Source organism: Myxococcaceae bacterium JPH2, assembly GCA_016458225.1.
Lineage (GTDB): Bacteria > Myxococcota > Myxococcia > Myxococcales > Myxococcaceae > Citreicoccus.
The window spans coordinates 226,692-244,368 of the sequence record JAEMGR010000016.1 but is presented as its reverse complement, the minus strand read 5'-3'; the positions used below and the strand labels follow the sequence as shown (position 1 = coordinate 244,368).

Genomic DNA, 17,677 nt, shown 5'->3' with positions numbered 1-17,677 from the left:
GGACAGCGGTACGTAGGGAGCGCTCCCGGGAGCCCCGATGACCTCCGCCCTCCTCTCGCTGACCCTCGCCCTTGGGCTGGCCACCGGCCAGTTCGCCCCCCAGCAGGCCGCGAGCGACCCGCTCGCCCCGCCGCTGGAGGCCCGCGTCCAATCGCTGGGCAAGCACCTGCGCTGCGCGGTGTGCCAGGGCTTGTCCGTGTCAGACAGCCCGTCGTCCATGGCCCGTGCCCAGCTCGACAAGGTCCGGGAGCTGGTGGCCGAGGGAAAGAGCGACGCCGAGGTGATGGACTACTTCGTCGCCCGCTACGGCGAGTGGGTCCTGCTCGAGCCCCGCGCGGAGGGGTTCAACTGGTTCGTCTGGCTGGGGCCTGTCGCGCTCGTCGCGGGAGGCCTCGTCCTCATCCTGAAACAGCTCAAGCGCGAGCCCGCCGTGGCCGCGTCCGCCGAGCCCTCGCCTGAAGTCCCCGTCACGCCGGCCCCCGCGCCCGCGACGGAGGACGTCGACCCGTACCTCGCGGCCGTGCGCCGCGAGCTGGAGCGCTAGCCCATGCAGCCGCAGCCCACGAACTGGTTGCCCGGAATCATCGTCCTCGTCGTGGCCTTCGTGGCCGCGGCCGCCTGGCTGCTGATGCAGCGCAAGCGCAGCGCCACGCCGAACGCGGATGCCCCGCGCGACGGCGTGCAGGATGACCTGTCCCAGCGCGCGCAGTCGCTCATCGATCAGCTCCGCGCCCTCGAGTCCGACAAGCACCACCTGGGCGAAGAGCGCTACGCCGCGGAGAAGTCCCGCTTGGAGAAGGAGGCCGCTGCCGCCCTGCGCGCCCGCGATGAGCACGCGCGCCGCGCCCAGGACACCGCCGCCGCCGAGCGCCCCGCCGCCGCCCGGCCTGCCCCCACGGGCTGGGCCGCGCGCAACCCGCAGCTCGTGGGCGCGCTGTGGGGCGCGGGCGTGGTGACGTTCTTCGGAGGCCTGGGCTACCTGCTCGTCTCCGAGCAGCAGCCGCGCAGCGACGGGCAGATGGCCACCGGGAAGATGCCCGGCGCCATGGGCAACGCGGCCCAGGCCGAGGCCCCCATGGCCCCGCGCGAGGATCCCGCCCTCAACGAGGCCCGCGAGCGCCTGGCCTCCAACCCGGGCGACGTGGAGGCCGCGTCCCTCCTGAGCCACGAACTCATCCGCGCGCAGCAGTTCGAGGAGGCCATGAAGGTGACGGACAAGGGCCTCGCCGCGGACCCCTTCAGCGTGGAGCTGCGCGTGCACCGGGGCGTCCTGCGCGCCGCCGCGCACGGAGACCTGGAGGGCGCCGAGAAGGAGCTGACCACGCTGGTCAACACCTGGCCGGACTCGCAGGAGGCGCTCATCTTCCTGGGCAGCCTCGCGCTGCGCCGAGGAGACAAGGCCCTGGCGCTGGAGCACTTCGAGCGGTTCTCCGTCGAAGTGCCTCGCAACATGCAGCCGCCCCAGCTCGGCGCGGCCATCAGCCAGCTTCGCGGCGAAGTGGGCGCTCGTTAGCGCCCGCTTCGCGAAGACGTGGGCGCTCGAGAGCGCCCACCGTGCAGCTCAGTGCACCGCCGCGCGGCGCCGACGTTCGCGGCGGATGCGCTCCACCACGTCCGCCGGCAGCACCTGCTTCAAGCCATCGCGGAAGCGGCGCGCCCAGCCTTCCGTGCGCGTGTACCAGCGCCCCACCCGCATGGCGCCGTGCACGCGCACCGCGATGGTGCGCCGACGTTGGCTCACCCACTCGGACTTGTAGGGCTCGGTGCCGCGCAGGAAGTCGTACTCGGTGAGACCCGAGGCCAGGGCGTCCTTGAACGTCTCGCCCACCAGCACCAGGCCCACGCTGCGGTTGTGCCAGCGAGGGTCGTACCCCGACTGGAAGTAGACGAACGTGCCCGCGTGCACGAGCCCGTACACCGAGGCCACCGCGCGCCCGCCCACCTTCATCGTGTACAGCCGCAGCCGGCCGCGCTCCGCGAGCAACTGCGTGGCATCCCGGTGGAACGCCTCCACGCCCGAGCCCTTGATTCCCTGCGAGCCGCCATCCGCGCGCCACCGCGCCGCGTGCAGGCGGAAGAAGTCCGTCATCGGGCCCGCGAGCTGCCCCGGATCCTCGGAGCGCTCGATGCGATAGCCCTCCTGCTTCTCCAGCCACTTGCGGCGCCGCAGGTAGTTGTCCCGACGGCTGCCGCGCCGGAGGAACGCATCAAAGGGCTCCTGCGGGGTGAGCGTCTCGTAGGGACAGATGAAGCGCTCGCGCTGGAGGACCTCGAGCGGACCGAACAGCTCCCGCAGGACTCCCGGCGTCGCGGAGTCCTCGCGCAGGTCCGTCAGGTCCAGCACGTCCCACTCTTCGCGCAGCCCGTGGAGCACCTGGAAGAAGGCGCGAGCCACCTCGGCCTCGTGGCCCCGGCGCGCCACCACGTCCAAGTAGTCGCTGCCCACGTGCGTCTCGCCGAGGAAGCCCAGCCGGCGCACGCGCATCCCCGCCACCCAGCGCTGCTCCAGCCGCAGGGGCAAGAGCCCCATCAATCTCCCGCTCCGGTCCTTCGCGGTCAGCACCAGCGGGCGCACGTCCGGGACGATGCGCCGGCACCACGGATAGAGCCACTCCCATGCGCTGAAGGGTCCCGCGTTGCTGGCATCCAGCAGCTCGTCCCACGCAGCGCGCATCCCCGCCAGCTCCGACAGGTTGCTGAGCGCCGCCACGTCCAACCACGGCGCGGACTGCGGGCCCGATCTCACTTCGTCTTCGCGGATCACCGTCTAGCCTCCACTCCACCCGACCCGGAGAGAAATCCTCTCCCCACTCACCCTCGACATGCCCGCTCAGCCCGCGCGCTTGCGCGTGCGTTGGTCCGCGGTCACCGCCTCCCGCACCGCCTGCGCTACGTCCGCCATCACCTCGGGAGACAGGTCCTGGTGGCACGGCACCTCGATGATGTCGCGGCGAAGCTGCGCCACCTCGGGGAACTCGGCGGGGTCGCACGCGGGATGGAAGCGCCGCCAGAAGTCGATGGCGTCGATTCCTCGCGCATGCAGCCGCGCCATCATCTCCGCCTTGTCGTGCACGACGAGCGGATAGAAGAGTGGGCAGGCCCCGGGCGGAAGCTGATTGAACAGCGGCGGCGACACGTCCCGAAGGCGCCCCAACAGGAAGAAGTAGTTGCGGCGCCGCGCCTCGACGATGCCATCCAGGTCTTGCGACAGCGCGATGCGCTTCGTCAGCGGGCTCATGCCCAGGTCCACATGGCGGCGGTCGAAGTGCTGCGTGCCCGTGGCCACCCGCTCGATGCTCGCGGCCCGCACGGTGCCTCGGCCCACCGCGCGCGCCAGGCGCCGCAGTCCCCGGCCCACGAATCCGCCGCGCAGCTCCAGGTTCTGGAGCAGCGCCGAGGCGGTGTGGCTGAAGGTCGAGGCCAACGGAGGCGCGGGAGGCTCCGGCAGGCTGTACTGCCGCGGCCCATTCACGACGAGCGCCCCGCCATTGGGCACGGGCAGCGTCTTGTACAGACAGAAGATGCCCACGTCCCCCGTGGTCCCCAAGGGCACCGCGCCATCCGAGGACAGGAGCGACAGCGCGCAGTCCTCGATGAGCGGGATGCCGTGCTGATCCGCCAGGCGCCGCATCTGCGCCACCGGACCGGGGAAGCCCGCGTAGTGGATGAGGTAGAGCGCCTTCGTCTTCGGACCCACGCGCCGGGCCACGTCCTCCAGGTCTACGTCCCAGTGCTTGCCCACGCGGTAGAAGCGCGGCGTGGCCCCCGCGTCCACGAGCGCCTCCACCTCCACCCCGTGGTGGTAGGCGGGCATGAGCACCTCGCCCGCGTCCAGGCCCAGCATCTTCACCGTGAGCCAGACGGCGTTGCGCGCGAAATAGAAGTAACGAACGTTGGGCGAGGCAAAGGGCGGGTGGGCTCCAGGACGCACGCGCGCCATCAGCATGCGCGGCCAGAGCGTGGGCAGAGCCGGAACGTAGAGCCTGCCAGAGGGATTCAGCGCTTCCATCGCGACACGACCTCCTTCGCCGCGGGGATCCACCGGAACTTCGCCGCCCACAGCGCCCGGCAGAAGGGGGTGTCGTTGAAGAGGTACAGCCAGCTGTGCCGCCGCACCTTGTCCGTCCAGTCGCGCTTCCAGGTCATGTCCGGCCCCAGGAAGTCGAACTCGCGCAGGCCCTGATCCATGCACGCGCCCACCACGTCCTCCATGAGGAGCTGTCCGGGGCTGCAGTCCCCCAGCCGCTCGTCGTAGCCGGGCTTGAGCAGGAAGTAGCGGCCGTCGTGCTGCAAGCCGAAGTGGAACGCCACGGGCTTCCCATCCAGCTTCAGGAAGTACAGCCGCAGTTGCCCGCGAAACGACGCGTCGCGCGCCAGCTCCGTGTAGAAGCCCCGCGTGCGCGGGTCCTGGGCCATGGCCGTGCCCCGCGTGCCCTTCCACCCGCTCTGCTCCAGCGCGAAGCCTTGCTCCAAGGCTCCGTCCAGCTCGAGCCCGCCCGTCACCACTTCGAACGTGACGTGGCCCTTCTCCTCGAGCTTGCGGCGCCGGCGGCGGCAGTTGGCCTTGAACTTCGCGGGCAGCCCCTCGAAGTACACCTCGCGCTTCGCGGGCAACGGAATGTAGGGCGAGTGAAGCGACGCCCACTCGCCCACGTGCAGGCCCGAGCGCCGAGCGGCATCCAGCAGGCGGAAGCCACCCCCGCCGTCCGGGACGTCCGTCAGCCGAAGCACATCCCAGCCGCGCACCCCCCGCAGGTGCGCGATGAAGACCGCTGCGGCCTGCTCGGGCTCGCGCGCCACCAGGTCGAACCGGCACGAGTGGGCATTCGCCGTGCTGGAGAGCTGACGAACGGGCACGCCATGAAGCGTGGCCCGCTCCTCCCTCAACGGCAGCACCGCGGACAACACTCCGTCCGCGTCCCGCAGAATCAACACGCGCAGCCGTCCGTCCGCCGCGAAGTTATCCAGCCAGATGCGCACGAACTCGTGCCGGTAGAACAGCTCATGCCCCGTCGCCTCGACCAAGGCGTTCCACTCCGACTCCAGGGCCATGAACGCGGCCCGGTCGACAACTTCGACAACGGTGGGGGCGGGGCTCAGTGCTCTGGCATCAGTGGTCATGGCGCCCCCAAGGTGGTGACGGGCCGGCATCGCTACAACCCGCTGCGCGCCATCTTCAGGAGACACGACGCGACCTTGCGACTGTCGTGTCGGATCTTGGACCCCTCGCGCAGGAGGTCTGCCTGCACGGGCACCACGCCCAGCGCGAGCAGCTCGCGGTGACTGGACTCGACGACATACGAGCCACGCAGCCCATAGCGCTTCATCGCGTCCTCGGCGGGCAGGTGCGCGTTGATGAGCACCGCGTCGAGCACCGGCCCCACGTGCTCCAGCACCGACTGCACGTGGTCCCTGCACGTCATGCCGTCCGTCTCGCCTGGCTGGGTCATCAGGTTGGACACCAGCACCTTGAGGGCCCGCGACTCGCGCAGCGCCTGCGCCACCCCGTCCACCAGCAGGTTCGGCAGCACGCTCGAGTACAGCGAGCCCGGACCGATGGCCACGAGGTCCGCCGCGTGGATGGCCTCCAACAGTCCATCCGCGGGCGGCGGCGAGCGAGGGCTCAGGCTGACCCGGAGCACCCGGCCCTGCGCGCGGCAGATGTTCCGCTCGCCCACCACCTCCGTGCGGTCGTGCATCTGCGCCACCAACTGCACCGAGGCCAGCGTGCACGGCAGCACCTGCCCCCTCGCCCCCAGCATCTGCGCGGACACCCGCACCGCCTCCAGGAAGTCCCCCTTGAGCTCCGCCAGCGCGGCGATGAGCAGGTTGCCCACCGCGTGTCCGGCCAGGCCCCGCGCGCCGCCAAAGCGATATTGAAAGACTTCCTTGAGCGCGCTCTTGCCGCCCGCCAGCGCCACCAGACAGTTGCGAATGTCTCCGGGAGGCAGCGCGCCGTGCAGGCGCCGCAGCCGGCCCGAGCTCCCCCCATCGTCGCTCATGGTCACCACCGCGGTGATGTCCACCCCGGGGTCATCCGACTTGGGCAGCGCGCGCCGCGCCAACCCTCTCAGGACCATCGGCAGGCCTGTACCGCCCCCCATGGCCACGATGCGCGTCGGGCGATCCGTCGGCGCCTGCAACAGCTCGTTGCGCTCTTGTGAGTGGTGCCGCCGCCGGGTGTCTTCGTCACTCCAGGCGTCCGGGAGCGGCGCATCCACGTCCATTTCCACCATGCTTCTTCCCCCCTCCCCAGCCACCACGGTCCGGCCCTCGCGAGCACGGACATCCACCCTGACTACCTCGCGCCTCGACCGAGCAACACGTGCCTCACCGTGTGGAAGATGATTCCCATGTCGAGGAACAACGAGCCGTTCTTCACGTAGTAGAGGTCGAACTCCAGCTTGTTGCGCGCGTCTTCCACCGACGCGCCATAGGGATAGCGAATCTGCGCCCAGCCGGTGATGCCTGGCTTGACGGCCTCGCGCAGCCCGTAGAACGGAATCTGTTGCTTGAGCTGTGCCACGAAGACAGGCCGCTCCGGCCTCGGCCCCACGAAGCTCATGTCGCCCAGCAGGACGTTGAACACCTGCGGAATCTCGTCCACGCGCGTGCGGCGGATGAAGCGGCCCACGCGCGTCACCCGGTCGTCATTGGCCCGAGCCCAGACCGCGCCATCCTTCTCCGCGTCCGTGCGCATGCTGCGGAACTTCCACAGCCGATACGAGCCGCCCGCCAGCCCCACGCGCTCCTGCCGATAGAAGACGGGCCCGCGCGAGTCGAGCTTGATGGCCAGCGACACGAACAACAGGAAGGGGGAAGCCGCGAGCAACAGCACCGCCGACACCGCGATGTCGAACGCGCGCTTGAAGCCCCGCCGCATCGACGACATGGTGAGTTCATCCGCGAACGCGAAGTCGCTGGCGCGCAGGAACTGCACCGGGATGCGCCGCAGCACGCGCTCGCAGAAGCCCGCGGCGTCGTACACGCGCCGCCCCTCCAGTCGGCACCGCAGCAGCGCCTCCACCCAGTTGGCGCCACGCATGTCGTCCGCGGCTTGCACCACGTAGGCCGCGTCCAGCCGGCGAGCCACCTCCTCCAGCGGCTCGGACGCCTGCCTTGGGTCCACCATCCCCACCACGCGGAAGCCGCCCTCACCGCCCGCCTCGATGGCGCCCACCACCGCCAGGGCCTTCAAGCCATCCCCGACGAGCAGCACCGCATCCGGGGCACCCACCAATGCGCGGATGGACACGCGCACCACCAGCGTCCCCGCGAGCGCGCCCATGGCGCCGCCCAACAACGTCCCGGGAGGCAGCCGCACCGGCAACGCGAGCGGCAGCACCAACATGGCCAGCCCCGCCAGCATCGCCGTCACGCCCGCCGCCTTGAGGAAGCGGTAGCCGCGCACGCGGTCCTCCGCGGCGATGCGCAGGTCATACAAGTCCAACAAGTACAGCGTGAACTGGAAGGTGACGACGAACGCGGCGCCCAGCCCCACGAGCGTGGGCCACATCACCGAGAAAGGCGGGCGCGTCCCGGCGGGAGCGAGGAGCGCCGCGCACACCGCGGCCCCGGCCACGCACGCCAGGGCGATCGCCGAACTCTCCGCGAGAAAGAACGTGAGTTTCTTGGCTGAGAAATAGTGATGGAAGACCCGAAGCACTTGCTCCCCCGACCCGCCCGCCGTCCGCCGCTGGTCCCGCCACTCCCCCCTCCCCTGTCGGGAGGGCGGGAGTCCGAGTGCTACCGCTTCACGTAGTTCTTCAGGTACGGGGTGCTCGCCGCCTCCGCCCCGTTCAGCACGCACCCGAGCAGCGGCGCGCCACCCAACTGCTCCACCGCCTGGTTCACCGCCTTGGTGGGCGTGACGTTCGCCCGGATGACCATCAGCAACCCGTCCGCCTGATGGCCCAGGATGCCCGCATCCGCGAACGGCAGCGTGGGCGGCAGGTCCACGTACACCTCATCGAAGCCATCCCGCACGCCCTTGAGGAACTGCTTCATCCGGGCGCTCGCCAACACCTGCGTGGGCTCCTCCGGCGTCGTGCCCGCGGAGATGACCGCCAGCTTCGTGGAGCTGAAGCGCCGCACCACGTCGCGCACCTCGCACTCCCCGGCCAACAGCTCCGCGAGCCCGCCCTTGTTGCGCATGCCCAGCGTGCCCGCCACGCCCCCGCGCCGGAGGTCCGCGTCCACCAGCAGGATGCGCCGCTCTGGATTGGCCCGCGCCGCCGCGAGCGCCAGGTTGACGCTCGTCACCGTCTTGCCCTCGCCCGGCATGGCCGAGGTCAGCGCGATGACCTTCATCGGCCGCAGCTCCCGCATCCGCTCCAGCCGGTAATACAGGCTCCGGTACTGCTCCGCCGCCGCCGAGGCGGGTGCCGTCAGCGTCACCACCCGACGGTCCACCGAGTTGGGCGACGCCGAGCTGTCGTCCACGCGGGGCAGGAAGTTCCCCGCCCGCTCCATGGTCTGATCCATCTTCCGTCCTCCGTCCTTTTCCCAGCGCGTCAGTTCAACGAGGTGGGGGCTGACACGTTGTTGCGACCGCCAGACGACGCGGGCAGCAACACCCGCTTCTCCGTCTTGCCCTGCATGTTCGGAACCACCGCCAGCACCGGGAGCGTCAGGCGCTGCCGCACCTCGAGCCCGTCGCGGAGGCTGTCGTCGCGCATCTCCAGCACGGAGCCCGTGAGCAGGCCCACGCCCAGCGCCGCGACCAGCGCGATGAGCATGCCGCTCAGGCGATCCGGCCGCGCGGGCGTCACCGGCGCGCCCGCGGGGGAGATGACGTTGAAGAGGCTGCGCGCGCTCTTCGCCTCCAGCTCCTCGGCGATCTCCGCCTCCACCTTGCGGCTCACCACGCTCTGGTACTTCGTCCGGGCAATCTCGTAGTCCCGGTTCATCACCGCCAGCTCCTGGGCCCAGCGCGGCGTGTTGTCGAGCCGCTTCTGGTACGCCTCGGCCTGCCGCTGAAGGTCCTCGATCTCCTTCTGCACGTTGGTGATGAGCGAGCCCACCCGGGTGCGCTCCTGCCGCTCGGCCCACATGCGCCCCTCGGCGTCCCTGCGGCGCGTGGTCAGGTCCTCGAGCTCCTTCTGCATGCGCTTGATTTCCGGGTGGTCGTCCGTCCACTGGGTGCGCGCGTTGACGAGCTGCCGCGACAGCCCGTCCTGCGCGACCTCCAACCGGCCCGCCTCGCTGTCCACCGCGTTGTGCGCGCGCGCCAGGTCCGAGCGCCGGGCCTCCGCCACGCGCAGCTCCTCGGAGCGCGTCTGCATGAGCGCGCTGATGCGCTCCAGGCCGCGCATGTTCATCTCCATCTGCTCGGGCAGCTCCCCCAGGTGGTCCACCTTGAAGCGGGTGATCTTCGTCTCCCACGCGGACACCGCCTTGCCCATGGAGCCCAGCTCGTCCCGGAACAACTGCGTGGCGCGCGAGGCCTGCGCCTGGCGAATCTTCAGCGTCGCCTCGGAGAAGATGGCCGGCAGCCGGTTGGCCACCTGCGCCGCCACCTGCGGATCCCGGCTGGCGTACGTCAGCTCGAAGGACGTCTCCCCCTCCACGTGCACGGTGAGGTCCTTGCGCATCTGCTCCACCGCGGGCTCCATCCCCTTCTCCGAGACGATGTCCGGATAGAGGTTCATCTCCTCGATGGCCTCCTGGAGCACGGGCCGGGCCAGCAGCTCCTGGCGCACCGTGAGCAGGCGCTGCTCGATGAGTTCGCTCACCGTGTGCTGCACCATCTCCTCGGCGGGCCGCTGCGGCTCCACGCGCACCACCACCGTCGCCTCGTACATGCTCGGACGGGTCCATACGATGGCCGCGCCCACCATGAAGACCGCCACCGTGATCGCTCCCACCAGGGCCTTCCGGCGCCAGAGAGCCGCCAGCAGCTGGTCCGCCGTCATCCCACGCTCCATGTTCCGCTCCTCCTCCCGTTCCCGCTGACTGCTACCAAGCCGTGTAAATGAGCCGGGCCGCCAGCACGTTGCGCGTGAGGTCCCCTGCCTCCACCGCGTTGGCCACGCCGACCTGCTCGATGCGATTGAACGCGCCCTGCATCGACAGGCCGCGACGCAGCCGGTACTCGACGCCAGCGCCCACCGCGTAGCCCTGGGCCACGTGGACCGTGTTCTTCCATTCGCCGTAGAACTGGTCCGGCGCCCGCCCGTTGCGGAAGTAGCTGCCCAAGACGAACGCGGACAGCGGCGCGGAGAACCGGTGGTTCACCACCATGGACGCGTAGTCCGCCCACACCGCGCCGACGAAGCCCGTCGCGCCCACCAGGTCATGCCCCACCGTGGCGCCCACATCGAAGCGCTCGCCGTGGCGCGCCAGCTCCAACTGCACCCGAGGCAACACGCCGCCCTGCTGTCCCGCGGGCGCCACGTACTCCACGGGCCCGCCCTGCAGCGTGAGCGTCATGGGACGAGACAGCCGGTAGCGCAGCATGGCGAACGCGCCGTGAGACTGGCTGTCGCGGCCCGCATACAAGAAGCCCTGGTAGCGGTACTGCGCGCCCAGGCTCAGCCGGCGCGTGGCGTGGTACCAGAGTTCCAGGTTGGGAGCGTGCGAGGAGCCGCCCAGCCGGCCCGGCTCGAGCACGCGCGTCGTCTCGAACGCGTAGCCCGCGTGCAGGTCCATCCGCTGGGTCAGCCGCGCCATGAGGCCCAGCCGGGCCTGCGCATAGAACGTCGGCGCGTCCAGCCACGCCAGGCCCGCGCGCGGCAGCGACGTGGGGTCCGTCACCCGGAACACCCGCGCGGCGCCATCCACCTTGAACCGACGCGACAGCCAGTGCTGTCCCTCGAGGCCCACCCGGTGGTCCAACGTCACCTTGCCCGAGCCATGCCGCGCGAGCACATCGCCGGCGTAGAACGCATCGACCTCGGAGCGCTCGTCCTTCACGTTCACGCCCAGCTGCGGCGAGAACTTGGTCATCAGCTGACCGCCCGTCGCCATGGGCCCGACCTGCAGGTCGTCGTCGAAGCGCTCCTCGGCCATCAGCCGGAGCCGAGGCTGCACCACGCTCGATGCGTGCACGGCCGGCGCGCCGAGCAGCGCGCACACCACCACCGCCCTCTTCCACTCGCCCCTCACCGTCGCCCTCCGTCCCCTCACGCCCGCCGTCGCCCGACCACCACGCCTCGCCTGCCGCCGCGCTCCCTGGCCTCAGGGAACGACGATGGTGTCCCCCGGACGCAACACCACGTCCTGTCCCCCATCCGGTGACAGCAGGTCGCTGTAGCGCACCGGAATCTGCCCGCCCTTGCCGTCCGTGCGGATGACCGTGATGCCATCCGAGTTCGCGAAGTCGGTGAAGCCGCCCGCCAGCGCGATGGCCTGCAAGAGCGACACGCGGCCTCGCAGCGGATACGCCCCGGGGTGCGTCACTTCACCGGTGACGAAGACGCGGCTGCTGTTGACCTCGCGGACGATGACCGTCACGCGCGGCTCCTGCACGAAGGGCTTGAGTCCCTCCTTGAGGGCCTCGGCCAGCTCCGTGGGCGTCTTCCCCGCCGCGACGACCTCGCCCACCATGGGCATGGAGATGAAGCCGTCGGGCCGCACGGGCACGGTGCGCGACAGCTCCGGGTCTCTCCACACCGCCACGTCCAGCACGTCCTCGCGGCCAATGCGGAAGGGCTGATCCGAGTTGTCCACCTTCAAGCCTCGGTCATGCGCGCACCCTGACAGGAGGAGCACCCCGACCATCACCCAGAACCCCGCGCTCTTCTTGCCCATCGTCCGCTCTCCCTCTTGCGTCCCCAGCCGTCGCGCGCGCGCCACATCTCCGGGGCCACCCCCACCGGGCGCCACGCTTCCGGCGGCTGGCCTTAGCAGCGCGTGTGCCATCTCGCGTCGACAGGGAAAGGCCATGGATCGTCATGGGTTACGGCGTGCCTCTCCAGGCGACGTCCACGGCGTCGGGAAAAAATTTCCGACCTGCGATGCCGTCCTTCACCCGCCGCGTTCATCCTCTCCGCACCCCTGTCATGGAAGCGGAGTTCCCACGCAACGCCCCGCGCGTTCCCACTTCCGGGGGGAAACGCAAGGCATGCGCCTTGAAACACCGTCCAACCGACGCAAGGGGCAAGGGCTCCTGGAACGCGCGCAGAGGAGGCCGGGGATGGGGAAGGCAGCGGGAGCAATGGGTGTGGTCTTCACGTTGGGCGCGGGGGTGATGGCGCTGATGGGCGCCGCGCTCGGGGCCCACATCGAGGCCGCGGTGGTGGGCGGCGTGGGGTTGACGCTCTACGGCGTCAGCGCGCTGTTCCACACGAAGGCGGCGGCGCCGGCCAACGGAATGGCCAAGCAGGCTTGAGCCGCACGGGGCCCCGGAGTCCCAAGCTCCGGGGCCGCGCGGTGGCGCTGGCGAAGCGGGCCCGAGCCTGCTCTATGTTGCGCCGCCATGGCGAAACCCCAGTACTGGCTCATCAAGAGCGAACCCTCGGTCTATCCGTTCGCGCAGCTTCAGCGAGAGGGCCGCACGGCCTGGACCGGCGTGCGCAGCTTCGAGGCGCGCAACAACCTGCGGGCGATGAAGCCCGGCGACCTGTGCCTCTACTACCACTCCAATGAGGACAAGGCCGTCGTCGGCGTGGCCACGGTGCTCTCCGAGCCCGGCCCCGACGCCACCGCGCCCGGCGAGGACTGGGCCTCGGTGGACGTAGGCCCCGTCGTCGCGTTCTCGAGCCCGGTGACGCTGGCCACGGTCAAGGCCACCGCCGCGCTCAAGGACTTCCCGCTCGTCACCCGCAGCCGCCTCAGCGTGACGCCCGTCCCCACCGAGCACTTCAAGCTCGTGCTCAAGCTGGGGAAGACGGCGCTCCCGAAGGCGCCCGCTCGCTCGGCAGGGTGACCAGGCTGACCTTGGGTCCAGTGAAGCGGTGGCGCTGCACGCGCCACCAGTAGAGGCCCAGCACCGCCAGCGCTCCCGCGAAGGTGTAGCCGGCGAGTTGGTTGGGCGGCAGCATGAAGAGCACCATCACCACGCCGCACCAACCCAGCGCCACGCCGTTCACGAACGAGGACGCGCGCCCCAGGTCCCAGGGACCGCGATGCGACCACGTCCCCGCGCGGCGCGCGCGCCACCCCATCCACACCGGCAGCGCGTAGGACGCGTAGAGCGCCAGGGTGCTGAGCGCCACCATCGCCGCGTAGGCCTCGCTCCACAGCGCCACGACGAAGGCCATGGCCACGGACACCCACACCGCCACGGCGGGACTGCGGAAGCGCGGCGACACGCTGGCCAGCGGGCCCGACATCGGCAGGCCGCCGTCTCGCGCGAAGGCGAACAGCATGCGCGAGTTCGACGTCACCGATGACAAGCCGCAGAACCACATGGCCCCGATGGCCAGCCACACGAGCGCATTGCCGAGCGTGGGCCCCAGCGCGTGCGTCAGCACGAAGAGGAACGGATTGGGCGCGGCGACCGCCGCGGGCAGGTCATGGATGGCGAGCGTCACGACGGCCAGGAGCACCTGCCCCACCACCGCGCTGACCGCGACCGACAGGAAGATGCCCCAGGGGGCATTGCGCGTGGGGTCCACCGTCTCCTCGGAGATGTGCGCGCTGGCGTCGTAGCCCGTGAACGTCCACTGCGCCTGCAGGAGCCCGATGAGGAAGCCGTACGCGTAGAGCGGTGTCTCGGCGCTCGCGCGGGTGAAGAGGAAGTCCAGCGGCTGACGCGGCGCCAGGAGCGCCAACGCGCCGATGAGCACGCCCACGCCGACGAGGTGATACCAGGCGGACACATCGTTGAGCCACGCGACGACGCGCACGCCCACGTGGTTGAGCACCGCGTGGGATACGAGGATGACGACGTACAGCGGCAGCACGTGCCACCGGTCGCGCGTCCCCGAGAGCATGTCCGCGACGAACTCGGCGAGTCCGTAGTCGATGCCCGCGGTGATGGCGAACTGCCCCAAGGTGTTGAGCCACGCGGTGAAGAAGCCCACGCGCGGCCCGCCCAGCATCGCGGCCCAGTGGTACAGGGCGCCCGCGGTGGGGAACGACGAGGCGAGCTGCGCCAGACTCGCCGCCACCGACAACGTCATCACCGCCACCAGGGGCCAGCCCACGCCCATGACGAAGGGCCCACCGAAGCGCAAGCCGTGGCCGTAGAGCGTCACCGCGCCGGTGAGGATGGAGATGATGGAGAAGGACACCGCGAAGTTGGAGAACCCGCCCATGCTCCGCAGCAACTGCTGCGCGTAGCCGAGGCGCTGGAGCTGATCGGCGTCGTCCTGGAGCTGACGCTCGGAGGGGGCCATGGCGCCAGCATGGTCTGGCCCGTGCGCGGAGGGGACGCGCGCGGGGAAGGGCTACTCACTGCTGAACAGTCCCTCGGAAAGTCGGCATACTCCCGGCCCGATGGCCCCCACCGCTCGACGAACCCCCGCCTCGCGGACGCGCGCCCCACGGCCTGTCATGGGTCGTGTGAAGTCGCCCGCCGACCTGGCATCGGTGCGAGGAGGGCCTCGGTCGGGCTCTCGGGCTTCAACCTCCCTGACCTCCTGACGCAATCCCTATCGTGCGATGATGAAGGACAATCCCAACCTGGAAGCACTGCGCGCGGCCATCGAGCGGATCGACGAGGAGATCCTCGATGCCTTTCGTCGCCGCATGGCGGTGGCGGAGGATGTGGCCCGGACGAAGCTCGCGGCGGCCTGGCCCTTTCGCGATCCGCACCGCGAGGACCTGCTGCTGCGCAAGGTGCGCGCTCGCGCCGCGAGCCACGGCCTGGATCCGCACGAGGTGGAGCGCATCTACCGCCTGCTGCTGGACATGTCGGTGGCGCGGCAGCAGGGGCTCGTGGCCCGGCTGGACACCACGCCTCTTCGCGTGGGCTACCTGGGCGTCGAGGGCTCGTACAGCCACCTCGCCGCGCGCCAGCGGTACACGGGCCGACCGGGCGGCGTGCTCCTCACCGGCTTCAACCTCGCCCGCGAGGCCGTCCAGGCCCTGCGCAGCGGCGAGCAGGACTTCGTGCTGTTGCCCATCGAGAACACGACCGCGGGCAGCATGAACGAGACCTACGACGTGCTCGCCGAGGGCGGCGTGGTCATCACCGCGGAGCTGGTGAGCCAGGTGGATCACCGCCTGCTCGTGCTGCCGGGGACACGCATCGAGGACGTGCGCGAGGTGCACTCCCATCCGCAAGCGCTGGAGCAGTGCGAGTCCTTCCTGCGCACCCACCTGCCCCACGCGAAGCTCGTCCCCGAGACGGACACCGCGGGAGCAGCAAGGAAGGTGGCGGAGAAGCACGACCGGAGCGCGGCGGCCATCGCCAGCGAGTCCGCCGCGCAGCGCTTCGGCCTGGAGCTGCTCTCCAGCGACCTGCAACCCGCGCTGGACTACACGCGGTTCGTCGAGGTGGGCCGAGAGGCCACGCCGCTCGCGCCCGATGTCCCGTGCAAGACATCACTGCTCGCGGTGCTGGAGCACAAGCCGGGCGCGCTCGGACAGGTGCTCCAGCGAATCACCGAGCGCGGCGTCAACCTCACCAAGCTCGAGTCCCGGCCCATCCCAGGCGCGCCGTGGAAGTACCGCTTCTATCTGGACGTCGAGGGCCACGCCGCATCGGCCGCGCTCACCGCGGTGCTGGAGGACCTGCGGCCGTTGACCTCGTCGCTGCGCGTGCTGGGCACCTACCCACGCGCGGAGCAGCGCGATGCCTGATGCGTCTCCACGCATCGCCTTCCAGGGCGAGTTCGGCGCATTCGGCGAGGAAGCCACGCGCGCGCTCTTCGGCGCGGACGTGAACGCCCTGCCCCACCCCACCTTCCGCGCGGTCTTCGAGGCCGTGGCGCAAGGGCGCGTGGATGGAGGCGTGGTGCCGGTGGAGAACGCCATCGCCGGCCCCGTGGTGGACAACCTGGATCTGCTGCTGGAGTTCCAGCCACCGCTCGCGGGGGAGTGGGTGCTGCGCGTGCGCCATTGTCTGCTCGCGCCGCCCGGTCTCGCGCTCGCGGACCTCGAGCGAGTCCTCTCCCATCCGCAAGCGCTGGCCCAGTGCGCGAGCTACCTGCGCACCCAGGGCCTGCATCCCGTGCCTGAGTCCAACACCGCGGCGGCCGCGAAGCGTGTCGCGCAAGAGCGCCCACCGCGCACGGCCGCCATCGCCAGCCTTGCCGCCGCGCGGCGCTACGGCCTGACGGTGCTGGCGGAGGGCATCGAGGACTCGCCGGACAACGCCACGCGGTTCCTTGTGCTGGGGCGCGCGCCGCCACCGAACGTGGGCACGCGGCGCAAGACGACGCTGTGCGTGAGCGTGAACGACACCGCGCGGGGCCTGCGCGATGTGCTGGGCGCCTTCGCCTCGCGGGACCTCATCGTCACGGGACTCTTCCCGCGCCCGGGAGCCGACACCTGGCGCGCCGTGTGGCTGATGGACGTGGAGGCGGCGGAGGACTCGCCGCGACTCCTCGCCGCACTGCGGGACGCGCGCGCCGCGAGCACCTCGCTTCGGGTGCTCGGCGGCTACGCGACGGGGTGACGCCTAGCGCGCGACCGCGAGGGCCGGGGCACGCGACTCGCTGCCCATGCCATCGCCGTTCGCGACGACCTCGTCATAGGCGCCACGGACGATCTGCACGTAGCGCTGGAGCGCCTTGAGCTGCTCCAGGCGCAGGGCCTGCGGGCCATCGCACAGCGCGGCCTCGGGCTGCGGGTGGAAGTCCACCAACACCATGGAGGCGCCCGCGATGATGCCCTGGCCAATCGCGTGGAAGATGTCCGGCAGCCCGTCCGGCGGCGCCTCGGCGCGACCGATGGCGTGCGACGGATCCACGCACACCGGCAGGCGCGTGAGGCGGCGCACCACGGGCACGTGTGCGAAGTCCACCATGTTGCGGTGCGGGTCGCCCAGGTGCGTCTTCACGCCGCGAAGGCAGAAGATGATCTTCGCGTTGCCCTCGCTCGCCACGTACTCGCACGCGTTGAGGGACTCCTCCAGGGTGATGCCCATGCCGCGCTTGAAGAGCACGGGGAACTCACGCTGCTGGCCGATGCTCTTGAGCAGCTCGAAGTTCTGCGCGTTGCGCGTGCCCACCTGGAGCATGACGCCCGTGGGGTTGCCGGCCTTCTCCAGCGCGTCGCGGATCTCGTCGATGTGGCGCGGGTGCGTCACCTCCATCGCGACGACCTTCACGCCATGCCGGCCCGCCGACTCGAACACCCAGGGGAGGCAGGACGCACCCAGGCCCTGGAACTCGTACGGGTTCGTGCGCGGCTTGTACGCGCCCATGCGCGTCGTCTGGATGCCGCAGCGAGCGAGCGCCGCCATCATCGCGTCCACGCTCTGCGGCGTGTCCACCGCGCACAGGCCCGCGAAGATGTTCACCGAGCGGTCATCGAAGGTGACGCCGTTGTACTCGAAGCCCGTCGTGACGCGCTGGCCACTGTGCCGGCCGATCATCCGGTACTTCTGCGACACGCGGACCACCTGCCGCACGCCCGCGAGCTGCTGGAACGCCTCCACGGGAACCTGCGCCGTGGAGCCCAGCAGGTAGATCTCCGTGATGGTGGACTCCGCCCCGGAGATGACATGCGTCCGAGGCGTCACGCCCTTGTACTGCGAGACGACCTGGAGGACTGCGGACACGACGGACTCGGGGGAATCCGGCTCGAGCATCACGATCATACGGGCTTCTCTCCTGTGGGGCGG

At 70.5% G+C, this 17,677-nt stretch carries 17 protein-coding genes; 6 read left to right on the top strand and 11 right to left on the bottom strand.

Annotated features, from left to right (window positions below; all coding sequences use genetic code 11):
* The first annotated feature begins 37 nt into the window (after positions 1-37).
* Together JGU66_24270 and JGU66_24265 are read left to right on the top strand one after the other, a co-directional pair.
* Entirely contained in the window at positions 38-544 is a 507-nt protein-coding gene (locus tag JGU66_24270) for a cytochrome c-type biogenesis protein CcmH (GenBank protein ID MBJ6763899.1), read from the top strand.
* A 3-nt stretch (positions 545-547) separates the two neighbouring features.
* Positions 548-1,513 carry a tetratricopeptide repeat protein gene (locus JGU66_24265; protein ID MBJ6763898.1) on the top strand — a complete coding sequence of 322 codons (966 nt, stop codon included), beginning with the start codon at positions 548-550 and terminating at the stop codon, positions 1,511-1,513.
* Positions 1,514-1,561: 48 nt separating this feature from the next.
* On the opposite strand, the gene JGU66_24260 is transcribed toward JGU66_24265, so the two are convergent.
* The 9 genes from JGU66_24260 to JGU66_24220 all read right to left on the bottom strand — a co-directional run bounded on the left by JGU66_24260 (position 1,562) and on the right by JGU66_24220 (position 11,751).
* Positions 1,562-2,764 carry a GNAT family N-acetyltransferase gene (locus tag JGU66_24260; GenBank protein ID MBJ6763897.1) on the bottom strand — a complete coding sequence of 401 codons (1,203 nt, stop codon included), beginning with the start codon at positions 2,762-2,764 and terminating at the stop codon, positions 1,562-1,564.
* Positions 2,765-2,830: 66 nt separating this feature from the next.
* Positions 2,831-4,009: a DegT/DnrJ/EryC1/StrS family aminotransferase gene (locus JGU66_24255; GenBank protein ID MBJ6763896.1), complete on the bottom strand. Its 1,179-nt coding sequence runs from the start codon at positions 4,007-4,009 to the stop codon at positions 2,831-2,833.
* Complete coding sequence (locus JGU66_24250; GenBank protein ID MBJ6763895.1) at positions 3,997-5,121, bottom strand: GNAT family N-acetyltransferase; 1,125 nt, start codon at positions 5,119-5,121, stop codon at positions 3,997-3,999. The genes JGU66_24255 and JGU66_24250 overlap by 13 nt, the downstream gene beginning before the upstream one ends.
* Positions 5,122-5,153: 32 nt before the next feature.
* Positions 5,154-6,236 carry a YvcK family protein gene (locus JGU66_24245; protein ID MBJ6763894.1) on the bottom strand — a complete coding sequence of 361 codons (1,083 nt, stop codon included), beginning with the start codon at positions 6,234-6,236 and terminating at the stop codon, positions 5,154-5,156.
* A 62-nt stretch (positions 6,237-6,298) separates the two neighbouring features.
* Positions 6,299-7,666 carry a sugar transferase gene (locus tag JGU66_24240; GenBank protein ID MBJ6763893.1) on the bottom strand — a complete coding sequence of 456 codons (1,368 nt, stop codon included), beginning with the start codon at positions 7,664-7,666 and terminating at the stop codon, positions 6,299-6,301.
* Between the two features lie 80 nt (positions 7,667-7,746).
* Positions 7,747-8,484: a CpsD/CapB family tyrosine-protein kinase gene (locus JGU66_24235; protein MBJ6763892.1), complete on the bottom strand. Its 738-nt coding sequence runs from the start codon at positions 8,482-8,484 to the stop codon at positions 7,747-7,749.
* Positions 8,485-8,513: 29 nt separating this feature from the next.
* Positions 8,514-9,926, bottom strand: coding sequence for a chain-length determining protein (locus JGU66_24230; protein MBJ6763891.1), 1,413 nt, complete (start codon positions 9,924-9,926; stop codon positions 8,514-8,516).
* 31 nt (positions 9,927-9,957) lie between these two features.
* Complete coding sequence (locus tag JGU66_24225; protein MBJ6763890.1) at positions 9,958-11,106, bottom strand: hypothetical protein; 1,149 nt, start codon at positions 11,104-11,106, stop codon at positions 9,958-9,960.
* 72 nt (positions 11,107-11,178) lie between these two features.
* On the bottom strand, positions 11,179-11,751 hold the full coding sequence (locus JGU66_24220) for a polysaccharide biosynthesis/export family protein (protein ID MBJ6763889.1): 573 nt from the start codon (positions 11,749-11,751) through the stop codon (positions 11,179-11,181).
* A 385-nt stretch (positions 11,752-12,136) separates the two neighbouring features.
* Here JGU66_24220 and JGU66_24215 point away from each other — a divergent pair, with 385 nt between their 5' ends.
* On the top strand, positions 12,137-12,331 hold the full coding sequence (locus tag JGU66_24215; GenBank protein ID MBJ6763888.1) for a hypothetical protein: 195 nt from the start codon (positions 12,137-12,139) through the stop codon (positions 12,329-12,331).
* Between the two features lie 87 nt (positions 12,332-12,418).
* A complete protein-coding gene (locus tag JGU66_24210) occupies positions 12,419-12,868 on the top strand; it encodes an EVE domain-containing protein (protein ID MBJ6763887.1) in 450 nt (149 codons plus the stop codon).
* Here the strand turns inward: JGU66_24210 and JGU66_24205 are convergent.
* On the bottom strand, positions 12,816-14,282 hold the full coding sequence (locus JGU66_24205) for an amino acid permease (protein ID MBJ6763886.1): 1,467 nt from the start codon (positions 14,280-14,282) through the stop codon (positions 12,816-12,818). The genes JGU66_24210 and JGU66_24205 overlap by 53 nt on opposite strands.
* A gap of 268 nt (positions 14,283-14,550) precedes the next feature.
* Here JGU66_24205 and pheA point away from each other — a divergent pair, with 268 nt between their 5' ends.
* Positions 14,551-15,690, top strand: coding sequence for a prephenate dehydratase (gene pheA / locus JGU66_24200; protein MBJ6763885.1), 1,140 nt, complete (start codon positions 14,551-14,553; stop codon positions 15,688-15,690).
* On the top strand, positions 15,683-16,507 hold the full coding sequence (locus JGU66_24195; protein ID MBJ6763884.1) for a prephenate dehydratase: 825 nt from the start codon (positions 15,683-15,685) through the stop codon (positions 16,505-16,507). The genes pheA and JGU66_24195 overlap by 8 nt, the downstream gene beginning before the upstream one ends.
* 3 nt (positions 16,508-16,510) lie before the next feature.
* Here JGU66_24195 and JGU66_24190 read toward each other — a convergent pair whose 3' ends face one another.
* Positions 16,511-17,653 (bottom strand): 3-deoxy-7-phosphoheptulonate synthase, encoded by a 1,143-nt coding sequence (locus tag JGU66_24190; protein MBJ6763883.1) that lies wholly within the window; start codon positions 17,651-17,653, stop codon positions 16,511-16,513.
* Between the last annotated feature and the right edge of the window lie 24 nt (positions 17,654-17,677).